Source organism: Streptomyces sp. 7-21, from assembly GCF_016741785.1.
Taxonomy (GTDB): domain Bacteria; phylum Actinomycetota; class Actinomycetes; order Streptomycetales; family Streptomycetaceae; genus Streptomyces.
In genome coordinates this window covers 107,331-122,692 of the sequence record NZ_JAERRL010000006.1, presented here as the reverse complement: position 1 = coordinate 122,692, position 15,362 = coordinate 107,331, and the positions used below count along the sequence as shown (strand labels likewise).

The following is a 15,362-nucleotide window of genomic DNA, read 5'->3' as shown; positions in this document are numbered from 1 at the left end:
CACTCGCCTCGCTCTCGGTCCGCCGTGTCCGGTGTCTTGACCGCCCTAGTGTGACCGGTCACAATCCTCCCCATGCCTGTGACCGGTCACACAAGGGGCGCCCGGCGCCCGGCGAGCATCCGCGACGTCGCCACCGCGGCGGGCGTCTCGCACCAGACGGTCTCCCGGGTCATCAACGGACACCCGAGCGTCCGCCCCGCCACCCGCGCCCGGGTGGAGGCGGCCATCGCCGAGCTGGGCTTCCGGCGCAGCGCCACCGCGCACGCGCTGGCCAGCGGCAGGTCGCGCAGCGTGACCGTCCTGACGTCCAACACCACCCACTACGGTTACGCCGCCGCCCTGAAGGGCATCGAGGAGGCCGCGCGCGCCGCCGCGTTCGCCGTCGGCATCACCGTCGTCGAGACCGACGAGGAGGCCGAGGTGCGCGGGGCACTGGAGCGGGCGGCCGACACCGGCGGCGGCCTGATCGTCATCGCCTACGACCGCCCCGGCGTGCGGGCGCTCGGCATGCTGCCTGAGGGACTGCCGGTGGTGGCCGCCGTGGAGACCCCGGGGGAGCCGCCGCCGCAGGGCAGCCCGTGGGTGTGGACCGACGACCGGCAGGCGGCGCGGGAGGCCACCCGGCACCTGCTCGCGCTGGGCCACCGCACCGTGCACTACCTGGCGATTCCCTCCTCCACCCGCACCAGCGGCGGCAGCCAGCGCGCCGCGGGCTGGCGCGAAGCGCTGCGGGAGGCGGGCGCCCCGGTGCCCGAGCCGGTGGCCGGCGGCTGGGAACCGGCCGACGGTTATGCGGCCGGGCGTGAGCTGGCCCGCGACCCGGAGGTCACCGCCGTGCTGTGCGGGAACGACGCGCTGGCGCTCGGCGTGCTGCGCGCGCTGCGGGAGGCGGGGCGCGACGTACCGGGCGACGTGAGTGTCGCCGGGTTCGACGACGCGCCCGCCTCGGCGTTCCTCACGCCCGCGCTGACCACCGTCCGCCTCGACTTCACCGGGCTGGGGCGGGCCTGCTTCTCGCTGCTGCACGGCCTCGTCGAGCAGGGCGAGCCCGTCGGCCCCCACCCCGTGGCCGTACCGCGGCTCGTCGTCCGCGAGTCCACCGGCCCGGCGCCCCGCTGACGCCCCCGACGTACGACGGAGGTCCGGATGAGGAGAACGGCGACCGCACTCGCACTGATAGGCGCGGCCCTTACGCTGCCGCTCAGCGCGTGCAGCGACGACACCGCCGGGCCCGCCACCCACAGCGGCGTGAACGGCCAGGACATCGACCCGACGGCCCCGCTGGACGGTGTCGAGCTGACGTTCTGGACGGCCCAGAACACCGCGACCGCCGCCGACCCGGTCATCGAGGCGTTCGAGGCGGAGACCGGCGCACAGATCCACACCGAGGCCATCCCCGACCTGTACGAGCAGAACGTGCCCACCCGCCTCGCCTCCGGTGAGCGGCCCGACCTGATGTTCTGGCAGCCCAGCATCAGCACGCTGCCGTTCATCCAGCCGCAGCGGAACCTGCTGCCGCTCGATGACGAGCTGTGGGTGGACGACCTCGGCCCGGTGGAGAGCTCCCTCGGCGTCATCGACGGCACCCGCTACGCGGCGATCGTCACCAGTCCCGCGATGCTGGGCGTCTACTACAACAAGCAGGTCTTCGCCGAAGCGGGCCTGACCGAAGCCGACTTCCCCCGCAGCTACGACGAGCTGCTGCGCCTGGGCCACACCGTCCAGGAGCGGACCGGCGCCTCCGCCTTCTACGAGGTGGGCGGTGACCAGTGGCCGTTGCAGTGGCAGGTGCAGGTCCAGCTCACCGACCTGCCCGACTCCTGGTGGGAGCGGCTCAACCGCAACGAGGAGTCGTGGACCGACCCGGCCGTGGTGCGGGCCATCGAGAAGTACAACGAGGAGCTGCTCGGCGCGGGCCTGGCGCAGGACAGCTACCGGACCGGCACGTTCACCGGCCAGGCCGAGGCGCTGTGGGAGGGCAGCGCGGCCATGGCGCTGAACGTCACGTCCCTCCAGACGCAGCTCCAGGCCCAGCACAGCACCGAGGAGATCGACGAGCGCATCGGCTGGTTCCCCGTCGCCAACTCCGACGCGCGCGGCCTGTACTCGCCGGACCAGACCAACGGCGTGGTGGCGTTCGCCACCGGTGACGGCGAGCGGGAGACCGCCGCACGGCAGTTCCTCGCGTACTGGCTCGGCCCCGGCTACCGGGACTACATCGAGGCCCGCAGCATTCCCTCGGTGCGGCCCGACGTGCCCAGCCCCGAGGGCATGCCTGAGACGGCCGCCGCCCAGCTGCGGGCGCTGCCCGGCGCGCACGGGGTGTTCCAGGCCAAGGCCATCGTCGCGCCGGAACTCCACATCGCGCTCGCCGAGATGCTCTACGGCGAGCGGTCGCCGCGCGAGGTGGCCCAGTTCGTGGAGAACCAGTTCGACGACATCGCCAGAGCCCAGGCGGCCGAGGGCTTCTAGCCCGGCCGCCGCCCCGTCCGGGCCCGGCCGCGGCAGCGGCGAAGCCCCGTGAAGGCAGCGAGAGCACACAGCAGGACACGCAGCGAGGAAGCACAGCGAGCCGGCCAGCGAAAAGGACCAGCGAGAAGGAGAGCCCCGCCGTGGCGCAGCCAGCCACTACCCGCCCCCGCGCGCCCGGGCGCGTCCCGCGCGCCGCCGTGCACCACCCCTGGTGGTTCGCGCTGCCCGCCCTCGTCGTCTTCGGCGGTTTCTTCCTGCTGCCGAACCTCCTCAACTTCGTCTACCCGTTCACCGACTGGTCGGGGTACCACACCGACATCTCGTTCGCGGGCCTGGACACCTTCCGCCAGATCCTCGAGGACGGCACCCTGTGGCGCGCGCTGCGCACCACGCTGGTGTACGCGCTGCTCGCCGCCTTCTTCCAGAACCTGTTCGGACTGCTGCTCGCGCTGCTGCTGGAGCGGGACACCCGCTTCAACCGCTTCTTCCGCGTGCTGTTCTTCCTGCCGGTGCTCATCTCTGCCCTGGCCGTCGGCTACGTCTTCCGCGCCCTGCTGGAGACCGACGGCGCCGTCAACGCCACGCTGTCGTCGCTGACCGGCGGCGAGGTGACGATCCCCTGGCTCGGCTCGACGACGTGGACGCTGGTGGTGGTCGCCGTCGTGCACGGCTGGAAGTGGATGGGCCTGGCCATGCTCATCTACCTGGCGGGCCTGAAGGGCATACCCGGCGAGGTCACCGAGGCCGCGCGCGCCGACGGCGCCGGGCCGTGGCGGATGTTCTGGTCGGTCCGCTTCCCGCTGCTGGCGCCGGCCGTCACGTTCAACGTCACGACCTCGCTGCTGGGGTCGATGAACACCTTCGACATCGTCCAGGCCACCACGGGCGGCGGGCCCGCGTCGTCCACCGAGGTCATGAACATCTACATGTTCCGCGTCTTCGGCCAGGGCCTGTACGCCCAGGCGTCCGCGATGAGCCTGGTTCTCTTCCTGGTTGTGGTTGTCATGGCCATACCCCTTATCAGCGGGCTGCGGCGGAGGGAGCGGTTCCTGTGACCACGCGTTCCGCCTGGCGCTGGCTGCGGCCCGCGGTCGTCATCCTCCTCGCCGCCGTGGTGATCGGCGTCCCGCTGTGGCTGGTCCTCGCCACCTCCGCCAAGCCGCAGGGCGAGGCGGTGCGGCCCAACCTGGACCCGCCCCGCCAGTGGCAGCCGGCCGGCAACTACGCCGACGCCTACCAGGAGGGCGAAATCCTGCGGGGCCTGGTCAACAGCCTGCTGGTCATCGTGCCGTCCGTGGTGCTGGTGCTGCTGCTCGGCGCCGCCGCGGCCTGGGTGTTCGCCCGCCGCAAGGGCCGCCTGGTGGCCGCGGCCTACGCGGTGTCCCTCAGCGGGCTGCTGCTGCCCCCGGCGATCATCACCATCGTCCTGCTGCTCCGCCAGCTCGACCTGGCCGGCACCCGCCCCGGCATGATCGCCGTCTACACGGCGATGTACCTGTCCACGTCCATCTTCTTCATGACGGGTTTCATCCGCGCCATCCCCTACGAGCTGGAGGAGGCCGCCCGGATGGACGGGGCCCGGCCGCTGACCGTCTTCGTGCGGATCATCCTGCCGCTGCTGCGGCCGGTGATCGCCACCGCGACGATCATGGTCATGCTCTACGCCTGGGGCGACATCTTCTACGCGTTCTTCGTGCTCGGCGGCGGCGGCGCGGCCACGCTGCCGATCAACCTCTACCAGGTCGCCAGCGCCGAGCTCTACCTCAACAACTGGCACCTCATCTTCGCCTACGTGGTGCTGATGAGCCTCCCCATGATCGCGGTCTTCCTGGTCGCCCAGCGAAAGATCGTGTCCGGAATCACCAGTGGAGCCGTCAAGTAATCCGGAAGGGACACCCATGACGCGTTACGGCACGACAGGGAGAAAACGGAAGAGGAGCCTGATGGCCACAGCAGCGGCAGCCGCGCTCGCCGGAGCGACGGCACTGACGGGCGCGGGCCCCGGCGCCGCCGCGGCGGACGGCGGACCGGCCGCCGCCCAGCGGATCACCATCGATCTCGCCCAGCCCGAGGGTGAGGTGCTGCACGGCGCCAACGGCGCGCTGTACGGGCTCAGCGACGACGGCGTGCCCGGCGACGCCGCGCTGGAGCCGCTGCACCTGACCACCATCTCGCAGAAGCCCGAGGGGGGCCTGCAGCACCCCAACGGCGACGCGCTGACGGTCTCCGAGTCGTTCTTCCGCAACGGCGGCGGCGACGTCTACGTGATGATGCAGGACGTCTACCAGCAGTGGCCGTACGAGGACCTCGGCCTGGAGGACTACCTCGGCAAGGTCGACGCCATCGTCCGCGACGTCGCGGCGCACGAGCACAGCGACCGCTTCGTGCTGGTGCCGTTCAACGAGCCGGACTTCATCTGGTACGGCCTGAACACCGGGGACGAGGCCGAGTACGCCCGCAACCGTGACCGGTTCCTCGCGGACTGGGAGACGGTCTACGACCGCATCCGCGCCATCGACCCCGACATCCGCATCGCGGGCCCGAACGAGTCGGCCTACGACCGCCGTTTCCTGCCCGACTTCTACTCCTTCGCGCTGGAGCACGACTGCATGCCGGACGTGACGACCTGGCATGAGCTGTCGTCCTCGTCGCTGGCGCAGTTCCAGAGCAACTACGACCACTACCGCGCTCTGGAGGAGGAGCTGGGCTTCGGGCCGCTGCCCGTGAACGTCAACGAGTACGCCAACCGCCGCGACCTGTCGGTGCCCGGCCAGCTCGTGCAGTGGGTCAGCATGTTCGAGCGCAACAAGGTCTACGCCGACCAGGCGTACTGGGACGCCGCGGGCAACCTGAGCGGCAACGTCGTGCGCACCTCGGTGCCCAACGGCGGCTGGTGGTTCTTCCGCTGGTACGCCGCGCTGAGCGGCCAGACCGTCCAGGTCACGCCGCCCCAGCCGAACACCATCGACACCCTCCAGGGCCTGGCCTCCCTCGACACCGACAGGCGCCAGTCGCAGGCGATCGTCGGCGGCGCGGACGGCGACGCCGAGGTCGTCTTCGAGAACGTCGACCCCGGCGTCTTCGGCCAGACGGTCAGCGTGAGCGTCGCCGAGGCCACCTGGTCCGGCTACGACGGCCCGCACCCCGCGCCCCAGGTGCTCTCCCGCACCCTCGCCGAGGTCTCCGCTGACGGCACCGTGACCGTGCCGCTGACCGGCATGGACCGCATGTCGGCCTACCGCATCGTGCTGACCCCGGCCGGCGAGGGCACCCCCGACCAGCCCGAGGTGCCGTGGACGGCCTCCTATGAGGCCGAGGACGCCGAGGTGACCGGCGGCGAGATCTTCACGCACGGCACCGTGGAGAACGCCAACGGCTACGCCGCCTCCGGCACCCGGGACGTCGGCTCCCTCAACCAGGAGAACAGCCAGGTCGCGTTCACGGTCGAGGTGCCCGAGACCGGCGCCTACGACCTGGAGGTCTACTACGGCAACCAGACCGGCTCGCCGGCCACCCAGCGGCTGCTGGTCGACGGCGCCGAGGCGGCCACCGTCACCTACGCCTCCACCCTCAACTGGACCTACCGCGCCACGACCACGGTGCGGATCGAGCTGACCGCCGGGAGCCACACCCTGACCCTCGCCCGCGGCACCGGGGAGGCCACCCTCGACAAGATCGACCTCACCGCCGCCACCGAGCCCGCCGCCGCCTACGAGGCGACGCTCGCGGACACCACCGGCGACCCCGGCTACGACTACTCCAGCTCCGCGGGCACCGGCACCGGCTCCCTGGTGCTGGCGGACGCCCAGGACGGCGCGGTCTTCGACGTGTACGCCCCGCGCCACGGCTACTACACCGTCACCCCGCAGGGCACCGGCGACGGCCTGACGCTGGAGGTCAACGGCGCCACCGTCACCGCCGAGCCCGGTGAGGAGGTGCGCCTGCTGCTGGCCGAGGGCAACAACCGGGTCACCGTGGCCTCCGCCGGCCAGACCGCGCTGCGCGCCCTGGAGGTGGCCGGCGCGGGCGACACCGGCGGCATCACCGCCTACCAGGACACCGAGGCAGTGCTTACGGGCGACACCGTGGTGCAGGAGAACCCGCACGCCTCCGGCGGCAGCGCCCTGGGGTACCTCGGGGGCGGGCCCGGCAACACCGCCGAGTTCACCGTCGAGACCGCCGCGTCCGGCACGCACCTGCTGATCCTGCACTACGCCAACGACGACCGCGCCAACAACGGGCACGACTACAACACCGACGTCATCTCCCGCGCCCTCGACATCGAGGTGGCGGGGCAGACCGAGCGCGTGATGTTCCGCAACACCTTCAGCTGGGACAGCTTCTGGTCCGTCGCCGTCCCGGTCGAGCTTGACGCGGGCACGCACACCGTGCGGCTGTCCAACGCCGAGGACTTCGGCCCGGACCTGGACTACATCGAACTCGCCCCGGTCATCGGCTAGCCCGGCGAAGCCGGCGCCCGCGCCGGCTGCTGAGCGCCCGCCGTGCCCGCGGCCTGGTGCCGCGCGGCGCGGCGGGCGTGCCGCTGCCGCCGGGGCCTCACAGCAGGGTCAGCTGCTGGGCCGGGGACGGCCGGGCCGGCGGCTCCTCCCCGTCTTCAGGGTCTTCAGGCTCCGCCGGGGCGGGCGAGCGGTGCCCGCCGCCGCGCGCGGGCCCCATGCCGTACTCGGCGGCGAGCTCGTGCACCTGCCGGGTGATCCGCCGCTGGTACCAGCGCGGCGCGTAGGCACCGTCGGCGTACATCACCTCGTAGCGCCGCACCAGGTCGGAGCGGTTGGCCGCCAGCCACCGCCAGAACCACTCGCGGGCGCCCGGCCGCAGGTGCAGCGTCAGCGGCGTCACGGACGTGGCGCCCGCCGCCGCGATGGCCCGCACTGTCTGCCGCAGCTGGGCGGGGGAGTCGGTCAGGTACGGCAGCACGGGGGCCATCAGCACGTTGCACGGGATGCCCGCCGCGCGCATCTGCCGCACCACGTCCAGCCGCCGTGCGGGCGCGGGCGTGCCCGGCTCGATCGCGCGCCACATCGCCTCGTCGGTGAAGCCGACCGAGACCGCCACGCCGACGTCGGTGACGTCAGCCGCCTGCCGCAGCAGCGGCAGGTCGCGCAGGATCAGCGTGCCCTTGGTGAGGACCGAGAACGGGTTGGCGTGGTCGCGCAGCGCCTCGATGATCCCCGGCATCAGCCGGTACCGTCCCTCCGCCCGCTGATAGCAGTCGACGTTGGTGCCCATGGCGATGTGCTCGCCGGTCCAGCGGCGGGCCGCCAGCTCCTTGCGCAGCAGCTGCGGCGCGTTGACCTTCACCACGATCTGGGTGTCGAAGCCGGCGCCGGTGTCCAGGTCCAGGTAGCGGTGCGTGTTCCGCGCGAAGCAGTAGACGCAGGCGTGGGTGCAGCCCCGGTAGGGGTTGACCGTGTAGGTGAACGGCATCCGGGAGGCGCCGGGCACCCGGTTGATGACCGAGCGCGCCCGCACCTCGTGGAAGGTCACCCCGCGGAACTCGGGCGTGTCGAAGGTCCGGGTCACGACCGAGGTGCCGAAGAGCGCGGGCGCCGCTCCGGGAGCGTCGTCGCTGAGGTTGTTCCAGCGCATGGTGGGCCTCCTCGCAGCTGTCGCGGCTGCCTCAATAGGACACCTGTTCGAATAAACCTGTCAAGCCGGACACCCCGCGGCCGCCCGCGTGCCGGGGAACGTAAACCGGACGGCCCGAACGGTGCGGCCGGAATTCCCCCGCCGGCGGGCGGGGTGATGGGATGGCGGGCCAGGGTTTTTGGACACACCGGCACACCGTCGAAAGGACGAGGGCCATGGGACTGCTGACGGTCGAGGCGCGGCGGGAGATCGCCGCCGCCCCGGACGACGTGCTCGACGCCATCGCGGACTACCGCACCACCCACGCCCGGCTGCTGACCGGACAGTTCACCGACTACGAGGTCAGGGAGGGCGGCGACGGCGAGGGCACCGTGCTGTTCTTCCGCTTCCACGCCACCTCGCGGCGGGTGCGCGAGGTCCTGGCGGACATCACCGAGCCCGACGACCACACCATCGTGGAGACGGACCGGAACTCCACGATGGTCACCACCTACCACGTCGTGCCCGGCACGGCCGAGGGCAGCTCGCTGGTGACCCTCCGCAGCACCTGGGAGGGAGCGGGCGGCGTCGGCGGCTTCTTCGAGCGGCTCTTCGCGCCCCGGGTGCTGCGCGCCACGTATGACCGGGTTCTGGCCAATCTCGCCCGGGAGACCGAGAAGGGCTCCTGACCCCGGCCGCGCCGGCGAAGTGCCGGGCGGTGCTGGCTGGCCGCCGTACGCGAAGGTAGCGTGGCCGCCCATGAAGGTCCTGATCTCGGCCGACATGGAGGGCGCCACCGGCGTCACGTGGCCCGCCGACTGCCTGCCCGGCACCCCCGAATGGCAGCGCTGCCGACCGATGCTGACCTCCGACGTGAACGCCGCTATCGCCGGCTTCTTCGACGGCGGGGCCGACGAGGTCCTCGTCAACGAGGCCCACATGTCGATGCGGAACGTGCTGATCGAGCAACTCGACGACCGTGCCAGCATGCTGACCGGCCGCCACAAAGACCTCAGCATGGTCGAGGGCGTCCAGCACGGCGACGTCGACGGCATCGCCTTCCTCGGCTACCACGCCGGAGCCGGGGACGAGGGCGTCCTCGCCCACACCTACCTCGGCAACTCGCTCACCGGCGTCTGGGTCGACGGCGTCCGCGCCAGCGAAGGGCTGCTCAACTCCCTGGTAGCCGCGGAGTACGGCACGCCCGTCGTCCTGGTCACCGGCGACGACCGCGCCTGCGCCGACGCCCGCGGCTACGCCCCCCGGGCCGAGACCGTCGCCGTGAAGGACTACGTCTCCCGCTACGCCGCCGTCTGCCGCCCGCCCGCCCGCACCGCCGCCGACATCCGCGAGGCCGCGCGCCGCGCCGCCGCCCTGGCCGTGCGCCACGAGCCCGCGCCGCCCCGCCGCCGCACGATCGAGATCGAGTTCGACGCCGAACACCTGGCGGGCGCCGCCGCGGTCGTGCCGGGCGTGTCCCAGACCGGGCCGCGCCGCGTCGCCTACGAGGCGGACGGCATGTACGAGGGAATCCGCTGTTTCAAGACCGTCACCACGATGGTCTCCGCCGCCGTGGAGGAATGGTATGGCTGAGCCGGCCGGCCAGCGCACCGCGCACATCGACGACACCGCCCTGGCCGAGGCCGTGCGGTTCACCTCCGACCTGATCCGCCTCGACACCACCAACCGCGGCCAGGGCGACGCCCGCGAGCGCCCCGCGGCCGAGTACGTCGCCGCCCAGCTGGCGGACGCGGGCGCCGAGCCCCACCTGCTGGAGAAGGCCCCCGGGCGCACCAACGTCGTGGCGCGCCTGCCCGGCACCGACCCGGACGCGGACGCGCTGCTGGTCCACGGCCACCTCGACGTCGTGCCCGCCGACCCGGCCGAGTGGAGCGTCCACCCGTTCTCCGGGGAGGTCCGCGACGGGGTGGTGTGGGGGCGCGGCGCCGTGGACATGAAGAACGCGGACGCCATGGTGCTGGCCGTCGTCCGCGCCTGGGCCCGCGCCGGGATCCGGCCGCGCCGCGACATCGTGCTGGCGTTCACCGCCGATGAGGAGGACACCGCCGCCTACGGCTCGGGCTTCCTCGTCACCGAGCACGCCGGGCTGTTCGACGGCTGCACCGAGGCGCTCGGCGAGTCCGGCGCGTTCACCTTCCACCCCGGCGACGGCCGCCGCCTGTACCCGGTCGCGGCGGGGGAGCGCGGCACCGCCTGGCTGACGCTGACCGCGCGCGGCAGGGCCGGGCACGGCTCCAAGATCAACCGCGAGAACGCCGTCACCCGCCTCGCCGCCGCCGTCGCCCGCATCGGCGCCCACGAGTGGCCGGTGCGGCTGACCCCCACGGTCCGCGCCGCTCTCACCGAACTGGCGGCCGTCTACGGCGAACCGCTGCCCGACCTCGACCAGGACGACCCCAAGGCCCTGACCCGCGCGGTCGACGGCCTGCTGGAGCGCCTCGGCCCGGCCGCTGCCCTGATCGCCCCCACCGTCCGCAACAGCGCCTCCCCCACCATGCTGGACGCCGGGTACAAGGTGAACGTCATCCCCGGCCTGGGCACCGCCGGCGTCGACGGCCGGGTGCTGCCGGGCGGGCAGGAGGAGTTCACCGCCACCCTCGACGCGCTCACCGGCCCGGACGTCGACTGGGACTACGCGCATCACGAGGTCCCGCTCAGCGCCCCGGTCACCGGCCCGGCGTTCGCCGCGCTCCGCGAGGCGCTGCTGCACTTCGACCCCGGCGCGCACGTCATCCCGTACTGCATGTCCGGCGGCACCGACGCCAAGCAGTTCTCCCGCCTCGGCATCGCCGGGTACGGCTTCATGCCGCTGCGGCTGCCCGAGGGCTTCGACTACCAGGCGCTGTTCCACGGCGTGGACGAGCGCGTGCCGGTCGACGCCCTCCACTTCGGCACGCGCGTGCTGGACCGGGCCCTCCGCGCCCTCTAAGCACCCCCGCTGGCACTCTCGTCACCGGCGTCCCGGACCGACCACAGGAGCACACACCATGCCTCAGGCCCCCTACGGCACCTGGCCCTCCGCCATCACCGCCGACATGGTCGCCGCGCACGACGGCAAGCCCGAGTACCTCGGCGCCGTCGGCGACGAGCTGTGGTGGACCGCGCCGCGCCCCGCCGAGGGCGGTCGGCGCACGCTCATGCGCCTGCGTCCCGGCGCGGACGGCGGGGCGGGGACGCCCGAGAGCGTGCTGCCGCCGCCGTGGAACGTCCGCAACCGGGTCATCGAGTACGGCGGGCAGCCCTGGGCCGGCGTCCCCGGCGCCGCCGGGCCGCTGATCGTCTTCACCGACTTCGGCGACCAGCGCCTGTACGCCGTCGAGCCCGACGCCCCCGGCGGGCCGCGGCCGCGCCCGCTCACGCCGGTGTCGCCCACCGGCGGCGGGCTGCGCTGGTGCGACCCGGTCATCCTGCCGGAGCGCGGCGAGGTGTGGTGCGTCCTCGAGGAGTTCACCGGCCCGGCGCCGACGGACGTGCGGCGGGTGCCGGCGGCCGTGCCGCTGGACGGCTCGGCCGCGGACGACCGGACAGCCGTGCGCGAACTGGACGGCGACCGGCACCGCTTCGTCACCGGGCCGCGCCTGTCGCCGGACGGCACCCAGGCGGCGTGGCTGGCGTGGGACCACCCGCGCATGCCGTGGGAGGGCACCGAGCTGAAGCTGGCCCGCGTCACGGCCGGGGCGTTCGAGGACGTCCGCACCGTCGCGGGCGGTCCGGGAGAGTCACTCGTCCAGGCGGAGTGGGCGCCCGACGGCTCGCTGCTGGTGCTCAGCGACCGCGCCGGCTGGTGGCAGCCCTACCGGCTGGACCCCGCCACCGGGAAGGCCGCCGGACTGTGTGACCGGGACGAGGAGTTCGCCGACGCGCTGTGGCGGATCGGGGCCCGCTGGTGCGCCCCGCTCGGCGACGGCACGGTCGCCGTGCTGCACGGCAGGGGCGCGCTGCGCCTGGGGGTCCTGGACCCGGCCACCGGCCGGATCACGGACGCGGCCGGACCGTGGACGGAGTGGGCGCCGTCCCTCGCCGTGCGCGGCACCACCGTCTCCGGCATCGCCGCCGCACCCGACCGGGACTGGGAGATCGTGCGCCTGGAGACGTCCACGGGGCAGTGCCGCGCCGTCGCCGAGCACCACCGGGACGCCGTCGATCCGGCCTGGTACCCGGTGCCGCAGGTCCGCGAGTTCACCGGCCCCGGCGGCCGGGAGATCCACGCGCAGGTGTACCCGCCGCGCCACCCGGAGCTGACCGGGCCCGCGGACCAGGCGCCGCCGTACGTGATCTGGGCGCATGGCGGCCCCACCTCGCGGGCGCCGCTGGTGCTCGACCTGGAGATCGCCTACTTCACCTCGCGCGGCATCGGCGTCGCGGAGGTCAACTACGGCGGCTCCACGGGATACGGCCGCGCCTACCGGGACCGGCTGCGGGAATCCTGGGGGGTCACCGACGTCGAGGACTGCGCGGCCGTGGCGCGGGCCCTGGCCGCCGAGGGCGCGGCCGACCCGGCGCGCCTGGCGATCCGCGGCGGCAGCGCGGGCGGCTGGACCACCGCCGCCTCGCTGGTCTCCCCGGCGGCCGAGGGGCTGTACGCGTGCGGCTGCATCTCGTACCCGATCCTCGACCTGACCGCGTGGAGCGGCGACGACACGCACGACTTCGAGTCGCGCTACCTGGAGTACCTCGTCGGGGACCCGCAGGCGGTGCCCGAGCGCTACCGTGAGCGCTCACCCGTGCACCGTGCCGAGCGGATCACCGCGCCGTTCCTGCTGCTCCAGGGGCTGGACGACGTGATCTGCCCGCCCGAGCAGGCGGAACGGCTGCTGGCGGCCGTCGCGGGGCGGGGCGTGCCGCACGCCTACCTGTCGTTCGCCGGCGAGGGGCACGGCTTCCGCCGGGCGGACACCATCCGGCGCACGGTCGAGGCGGAACTCGCCCTGTACGTGCAGGCGTTCGGGCTGGCGCGGGACGACGTGCCGCCGCTGCCGATGCGCCGGTGACCGGGCCCCGGACCGTGCCCGCGGATCCCGGGGGGCGTGCGTGCATACATCGTCCCGGGCCGGAGACCCGGAACGAGAGCACCGTGACCTCCGAAACGCTCATGCGAGGAGAGATCCCATGACCACGCCCCAGACCACCGCGGCCGACATCATGAACCCCGAGGCGCAGTGGATACCCGAGACCGAGACCCTGGACCGGGCGGCGCAGCTCATGCGCGACCACGACGTCGGCGCCCTGCCGGTCGGCGACGCCGACGAGCGGATGTGCGGCATCGTGACCGACCGTGACATCGTCGTGCGCTGCGTGGCCGCCGGACGCGACCCGTCCCAGGTCACCGCGGGGGAGCTGTGCGAGGGCACACCCCGCTGGACCACCACCGACTCCAGCGTCGGCGACGTGCTGCGCGAGATGGAGTCGCACCAGATCCGGCGCCTGCCGGTCATCGACGAGAACAAGCGCCTGGCCGGCATGATCAGCGAGGCCGACCTGGCGCGGAACCTGTCCGATTCCCAGATCGCCGAGTTCGCCGAGCAGGTGTACGCGCCGTCGTAGGACACCGGGCTCATCCCCGGGCTCATCCCCTCCCAGGCGTCCGTCCCGCGCGCGGGACGGACGCCGCGCGCATGCTGGGACTATGTACGCACGAACGACCCGACCGCGGGGCGAGGGCCCGGCGCCCTTCTTCACGCCGGGACGCGTGGCGCTGCTGGTGATCGCCGCGCTGACCCTCCTCTTCATCTTCGGGAACACCCGCGAAACCAAGATCAGGCTGCTGCTCCCCGAGGTGTCGATGCCGCTGTGGCTGGCGCTGTTCTTCACCGGCCTGATCGGCGTCCTGTGCGGACGCTACCTGGGGCGCCGCCACCGCTGACGCTACGCGTCCCGCGGAGACGCTCGCGCATGCGTCCGAGCCGCCGGCGGATGGCCGCCCGCGGCCCGGGCGGCTTGACTCACCGGCATGACGATCCTTGCCGTGCTCGCCGCCGTGTCGGCGCTGGTGTCCGCCGCCCTGATGGCCGGGGTGTTCTCCGCCTTCTCGGTGGCCGTCATGCCCGGCCTGAACGCCGTGCCGCCCGGCGCGGCCGTGGCCGCGATGCGGTCGGTCAACGAGCGCATCCTCAACCCGGCGTTCCTCGGCCCGTTCGTGCTGGTCCCGCTCGCCGGCGCCGCCGCCGGTGCGCTGCTGCTGGTGCTGGGACACCGCAGGGCCGCCGCCGCGTTCCTCGCGGCGGCGGCCGTGTACCTGCTGGGCGCCTTCCTGCCGACCGCCGCCGTCAACGTGCCGCTGAACGACGCGCTCGCCGCGGCGGGCGATCCGGCCCAGGCCGCCCGCGCGGCGGCGGCCTGGGCCGCCTACGCGCCGCGCTGGACCGCCTGGAACCACGTGCGCGCCGCCGCCAGTGTGCTGAGCCTGCTGCTGGCCGCCGCCGGCCTGGCCGTGTGGGCCCGGGGCCGGTGACGGCGGGCCGGGCGGCCGCGTCAGGCCCGGCAGAGCACCTCGCCGTGGAGGACGGAGAACCAGCCGTCCGGCTCCCGGCCCCAGGCGCGCCACGCCCCGGCGATCCGTGCCAGGTCCGCCTCGGTGGCGTGGCCGCCGCCGGCCGCCAGGCGGGCGTAGCGGGAGGCCGTCGTCCGCTCCGCCCACAGCCCGCTCCACCAGGCGCGCTCCTCGTCCGTGGCGAAGCACCACGCCGAGGCCGACGCGGTGACGTCGGTGAACCCGGCCCGGCGCGCCCAGGCCGCGAGCCGCCGCCCGGCGTCCGGCTCCCCGCCGCTGGCCCGCGCCACGCGGCGGTACAGGGCGAGCCAGGCGTCCAGGCCGTCCGTCTGCGGGTACCAGGTCATGGCGGCGTAGTCGCAGTCCCGGGCCGCCACCACCCCGCCGGGCGCGCACACCCGCCGCATCTCGCGCAGCGCGGCCACCGGGTCGCCGAGGTGCTGGAGCACCTGGTGGGAGTGGACGACGTCGAAGGAGCCGTCCGGCAGCGCCAGGCGCTGGGCGTCGGCCTGCCGGAACCGGATGTTGGTCAGCCCCCGCTCCTCGGCCACGGCGCGCGCCTCCGCGAGCACGCCCGCGTCGGCGTCGACGGCGAGCACCCGGCCCGGCGCCACGCGGGCGGCCAGGTCCGCGGTGAGGGTGCCGGGGCCGCAGCCGATGTCCAGCAGCGACAGGCCGGGCCGCAGCCGGGGGAGCAGATAGGCGGCGGAGTTCCCGGCGGTCCGCCAGCGGTGGGAGCGCAGCACCGCGTCGTGATGCCCATGGGTGTACACGGCGTCCGTCATGCCGC

At 73.7% G+C, this 15,362-nt stretch carries 14 protein-coding genes; 12 read left to right on the top strand and 2 right to left on the bottom strand.

Translation table 11 applies throughout. From position 1 onward, the window contains the following. Positions 1-72: 72 nt before the first annotated feature. The 5 genes from JK356_RS09875 to JK356_RS09855 all read left to right on the top strand — a co-directional run bounded on the left by JK356_RS09875 (position 73) and on the right by JK356_RS09855 (position 6,932). Positions 73-1,119 (top strand): LacI family DNA-binding transcriptional regulator, encoded by a 1,047-nt coding sequence (locus JK356_RS09875; RefSeq protein ID WP_201867246.1) that lies wholly within the window; start codon positions 73-75, stop codon positions 1,117-1,119. Between the two features lie 27 nt (positions 1,120-1,146). Further along, positions 1,147-2,472, top strand: coding sequence for an ABC transporter substrate-binding protein (locus JK356_RS09870; RefSeq protein WP_201867245.1), 1,326 nt, complete (start codon positions 1,147-1,149; stop codon positions 2,470-2,472). A 140-nt stretch (positions 2,473-2,612) separates the two neighbouring features. Beyond that, positions 2,613-3,527 carry a sugar ABC transporter permease gene (locus JK356_RS09865; RefSeq protein WP_307815507.1) on the top strand — a complete coding sequence of 305 codons (915 nt, stop codon included), beginning with the start codon at positions 2,613-2,615 and terminating at the stop codon, positions 3,525-3,527. Continuing rightward, the gene (locus JK356_RS09860; protein WP_201867244.1) at positions 3,524-4,354 is read left to right on the top strand and encodes a carbohydrate ABC transporter permease; all 831 of its coding nucleotides are present in this window, start codon (positions 3,524-3,526) and stop codon (positions 4,352-4,354) included. The genes JK356_RS09865 and JK356_RS09860 overlap by 4 nt, the downstream gene beginning before the upstream one ends. A gap of 61 nt (positions 4,355-4,415) precedes the next feature. After that, complete coding sequence (locus JK356_RS09855; RefSeq protein WP_201867243.1) at positions 4,416-6,932, top strand: CBM35 domain-containing protein; 2,517 nt, start codon at positions 4,416-4,418, stop codon at positions 6,930-6,932. Positions 6,933-7,029: 97 nt separating this feature from the next. Here the strand turns inward: JK356_RS09855 and JK356_RS09850 are convergent, their stop codons facing one another. Beyond that, positions 7,030-8,082: an Rv2578c family radical SAM protein gene (locus JK356_RS09850; protein ID WP_201867242.1), complete on the bottom strand. Its 1,053-nt coding sequence runs from the start codon at positions 8,080-8,082 to the stop codon at positions 7,030-7,032. A 215-nt stretch (positions 8,083-8,297) separates the two neighbouring features. Here JK356_RS09850 and JK356_RS09845 point away from each other — a divergent pair, with 215 nt between their 5' ends. From JK356_RS09845 to JK356_RS09815, 7 genes are all read left to right on the top strand, one after another. Next, positions 8,298-8,750 (top strand): SRPBCC family protein, encoded by a 453-nt coding sequence (locus JK356_RS09845; protein ID WP_201867241.1) that lies wholly within the window; start codon positions 8,298-8,300, stop codon positions 8,748-8,750. Between the two features lie 70 nt (positions 8,751-8,820). Further along, complete coding sequence (locus JK356_RS09840; protein WP_201867240.1) at positions 8,821-9,654, top strand: M55 family metallopeptidase; 834 nt, start codon at positions 8,821-8,823, stop codon at positions 9,652-9,654. Further along, on the top strand, positions 9,647-11,011 hold the full coding sequence (locus tag JK356_RS09835) for a M20/M25/M40 family metallo-hydrolase (protein WP_201867239.1): 1,365 nt from the start codon (positions 9,647-9,649) through the stop codon (positions 11,009-11,011). Before JK356_RS09840 ends, JK356_RS09835 begins: the two co-directional genes overlap by 8 nt. Before the next feature lie 58 nt (positions 11,012-11,069). Next, positions 11,070-13,073 (top strand): prolyl oligopeptidase family serine peptidase, encoded by a 2,004-nt coding sequence (locus tag JK356_RS09830; RefSeq protein WP_201867238.1) that lies wholly within the window; start codon positions 11,070-11,072, stop codon positions 13,071-13,073. 118 nt (positions 13,074-13,191) lie between these two features. Continuing rightward, positions 13,192-13,626 (top strand): CBS domain-containing protein, encoded by a 435-nt coding sequence (locus tag JK356_RS09825; protein WP_201867237.1) that lies wholly within the window; start codon positions 13,192-13,194, stop codon positions 13,624-13,626. Positions 13,627-13,708: 82 nt separating this feature from the next. Beyond that, positions 13,709-13,945 (top strand): hypothetical protein, encoded by a 237-nt coding sequence (locus JK356_RS09820; RefSeq protein ID WP_201867236.1) that lies wholly within the window; start codon positions 13,709-13,711, stop codon positions 13,943-13,945. Between the two features lie 87 nt (positions 13,946-14,032). Beyond that, a complete protein-coding gene (locus JK356_RS09815) occupies positions 14,033-14,533 on the top strand; it encodes an anthrone oxygenase family protein (RefSeq protein WP_201867235.1) in 501 nt (166 codons plus the stop codon). A 20-nt stretch (positions 14,534-14,553) separates the two neighbouring features. Here JK356_RS09815 and JK356_RS09810 read toward each other — a convergent pair whose 3' ends face one another. Next, positions 14,554-15,357 carry a class I SAM-dependent methyltransferase gene (locus JK356_RS09810; protein WP_201867234.1) on the bottom strand — a complete coding sequence of 268 codons (804 nt, stop codon included), beginning with the start codon at positions 15,355-15,357 and terminating at the stop codon, positions 14,554-14,556. Between the last annotated feature and the right edge of the window lie 5 nt (positions 15,358-15,362).

Excerpts from the sequence above, each read along its gene's own strand:
- JK356_RS09875 (WP_201867246.1), top strand. The coding sequence starts at position 73 with ATGCCTGTGACCGGTCACACAAGGGGCGCCCGGCGCCCGGCGAGCATC.
- JK356_RS09870 (WP_201867245.1), top strand. The coding sequence starts at position 1,147 with ATGAGGAGAACGGCGACCGCACTCGCACTGATAGGCGCGGCCCTTACG.
- JK356_RS09855 (WP_201867243.1), top strand. The coding sequence starts at position 4,416 with ATGGCCACAGCAGCGGCAGCCGCGCTCGCCGGAGCGACGGCACTGACG.
- JK356_RS09850 (WP_201867242.1), bottom strand. The coding sequence starts at position 8,082 with ATGCGCTGGAACAACCTCAGCGACGACGCTCCCGGAGCGGCGCCCGCG.
- JK356_RS09845 (WP_201867241.1), top strand. The coding sequence starts at position 8,298 with ATGGGACTGCTGACGGTCGAGGCGCGGCGGGAGATCGCCGCCGCCCCG.
- JK356_RS09840 (WP_201867240.1), top strand. The coding sequence starts at position 8,821 with ATGAAGGTCCTGATCTCGGCCGACATGGAGGGCGCCACCGGCGTCACG.
- JK356_RS09835 (WP_201867239.1), top strand. The coding sequence starts at position 9,647 with ATGGCTGAGCCGGCCGGCCAGCGCACCGCGCACATCGACGACACCGCC.
- JK356_RS09830 (WP_201867238.1), top strand. The coding sequence starts at position 11,070 with ATGCCTCAGGCCCCCTACGGCACCTGGCCCTCCGCCATCACCGCCGAC.
- JK356_RS09825 (WP_201867237.1), top strand. The coding sequence starts at position 13,192 with ATGACCACGCCCCAGACCACCGCGGCCGACATCATGAACCCCGAGGCG.
- JK356_RS09820 (WP_201867236.1), top strand. The coding sequence starts at position 13,709 with ATGTACGCACGAACGACCCGACCGCGGGGCGAGGGCCCGGCGCCCTTC.
- JK356_RS09815 (WP_201867235.1), top strand. The coding sequence starts at position 14,033 with ATGACGATCCTTGCCGTGCTCGCCGCCGTGTCGGCGCTGGTGTCCGCC.
- JK356_RS09810 (WP_201867234.1), bottom strand. The coding sequence starts at position 15,357 with ATGACGGACGCCGTGTACACCCATGGGCATCACGACGCGGTGCTGCGC.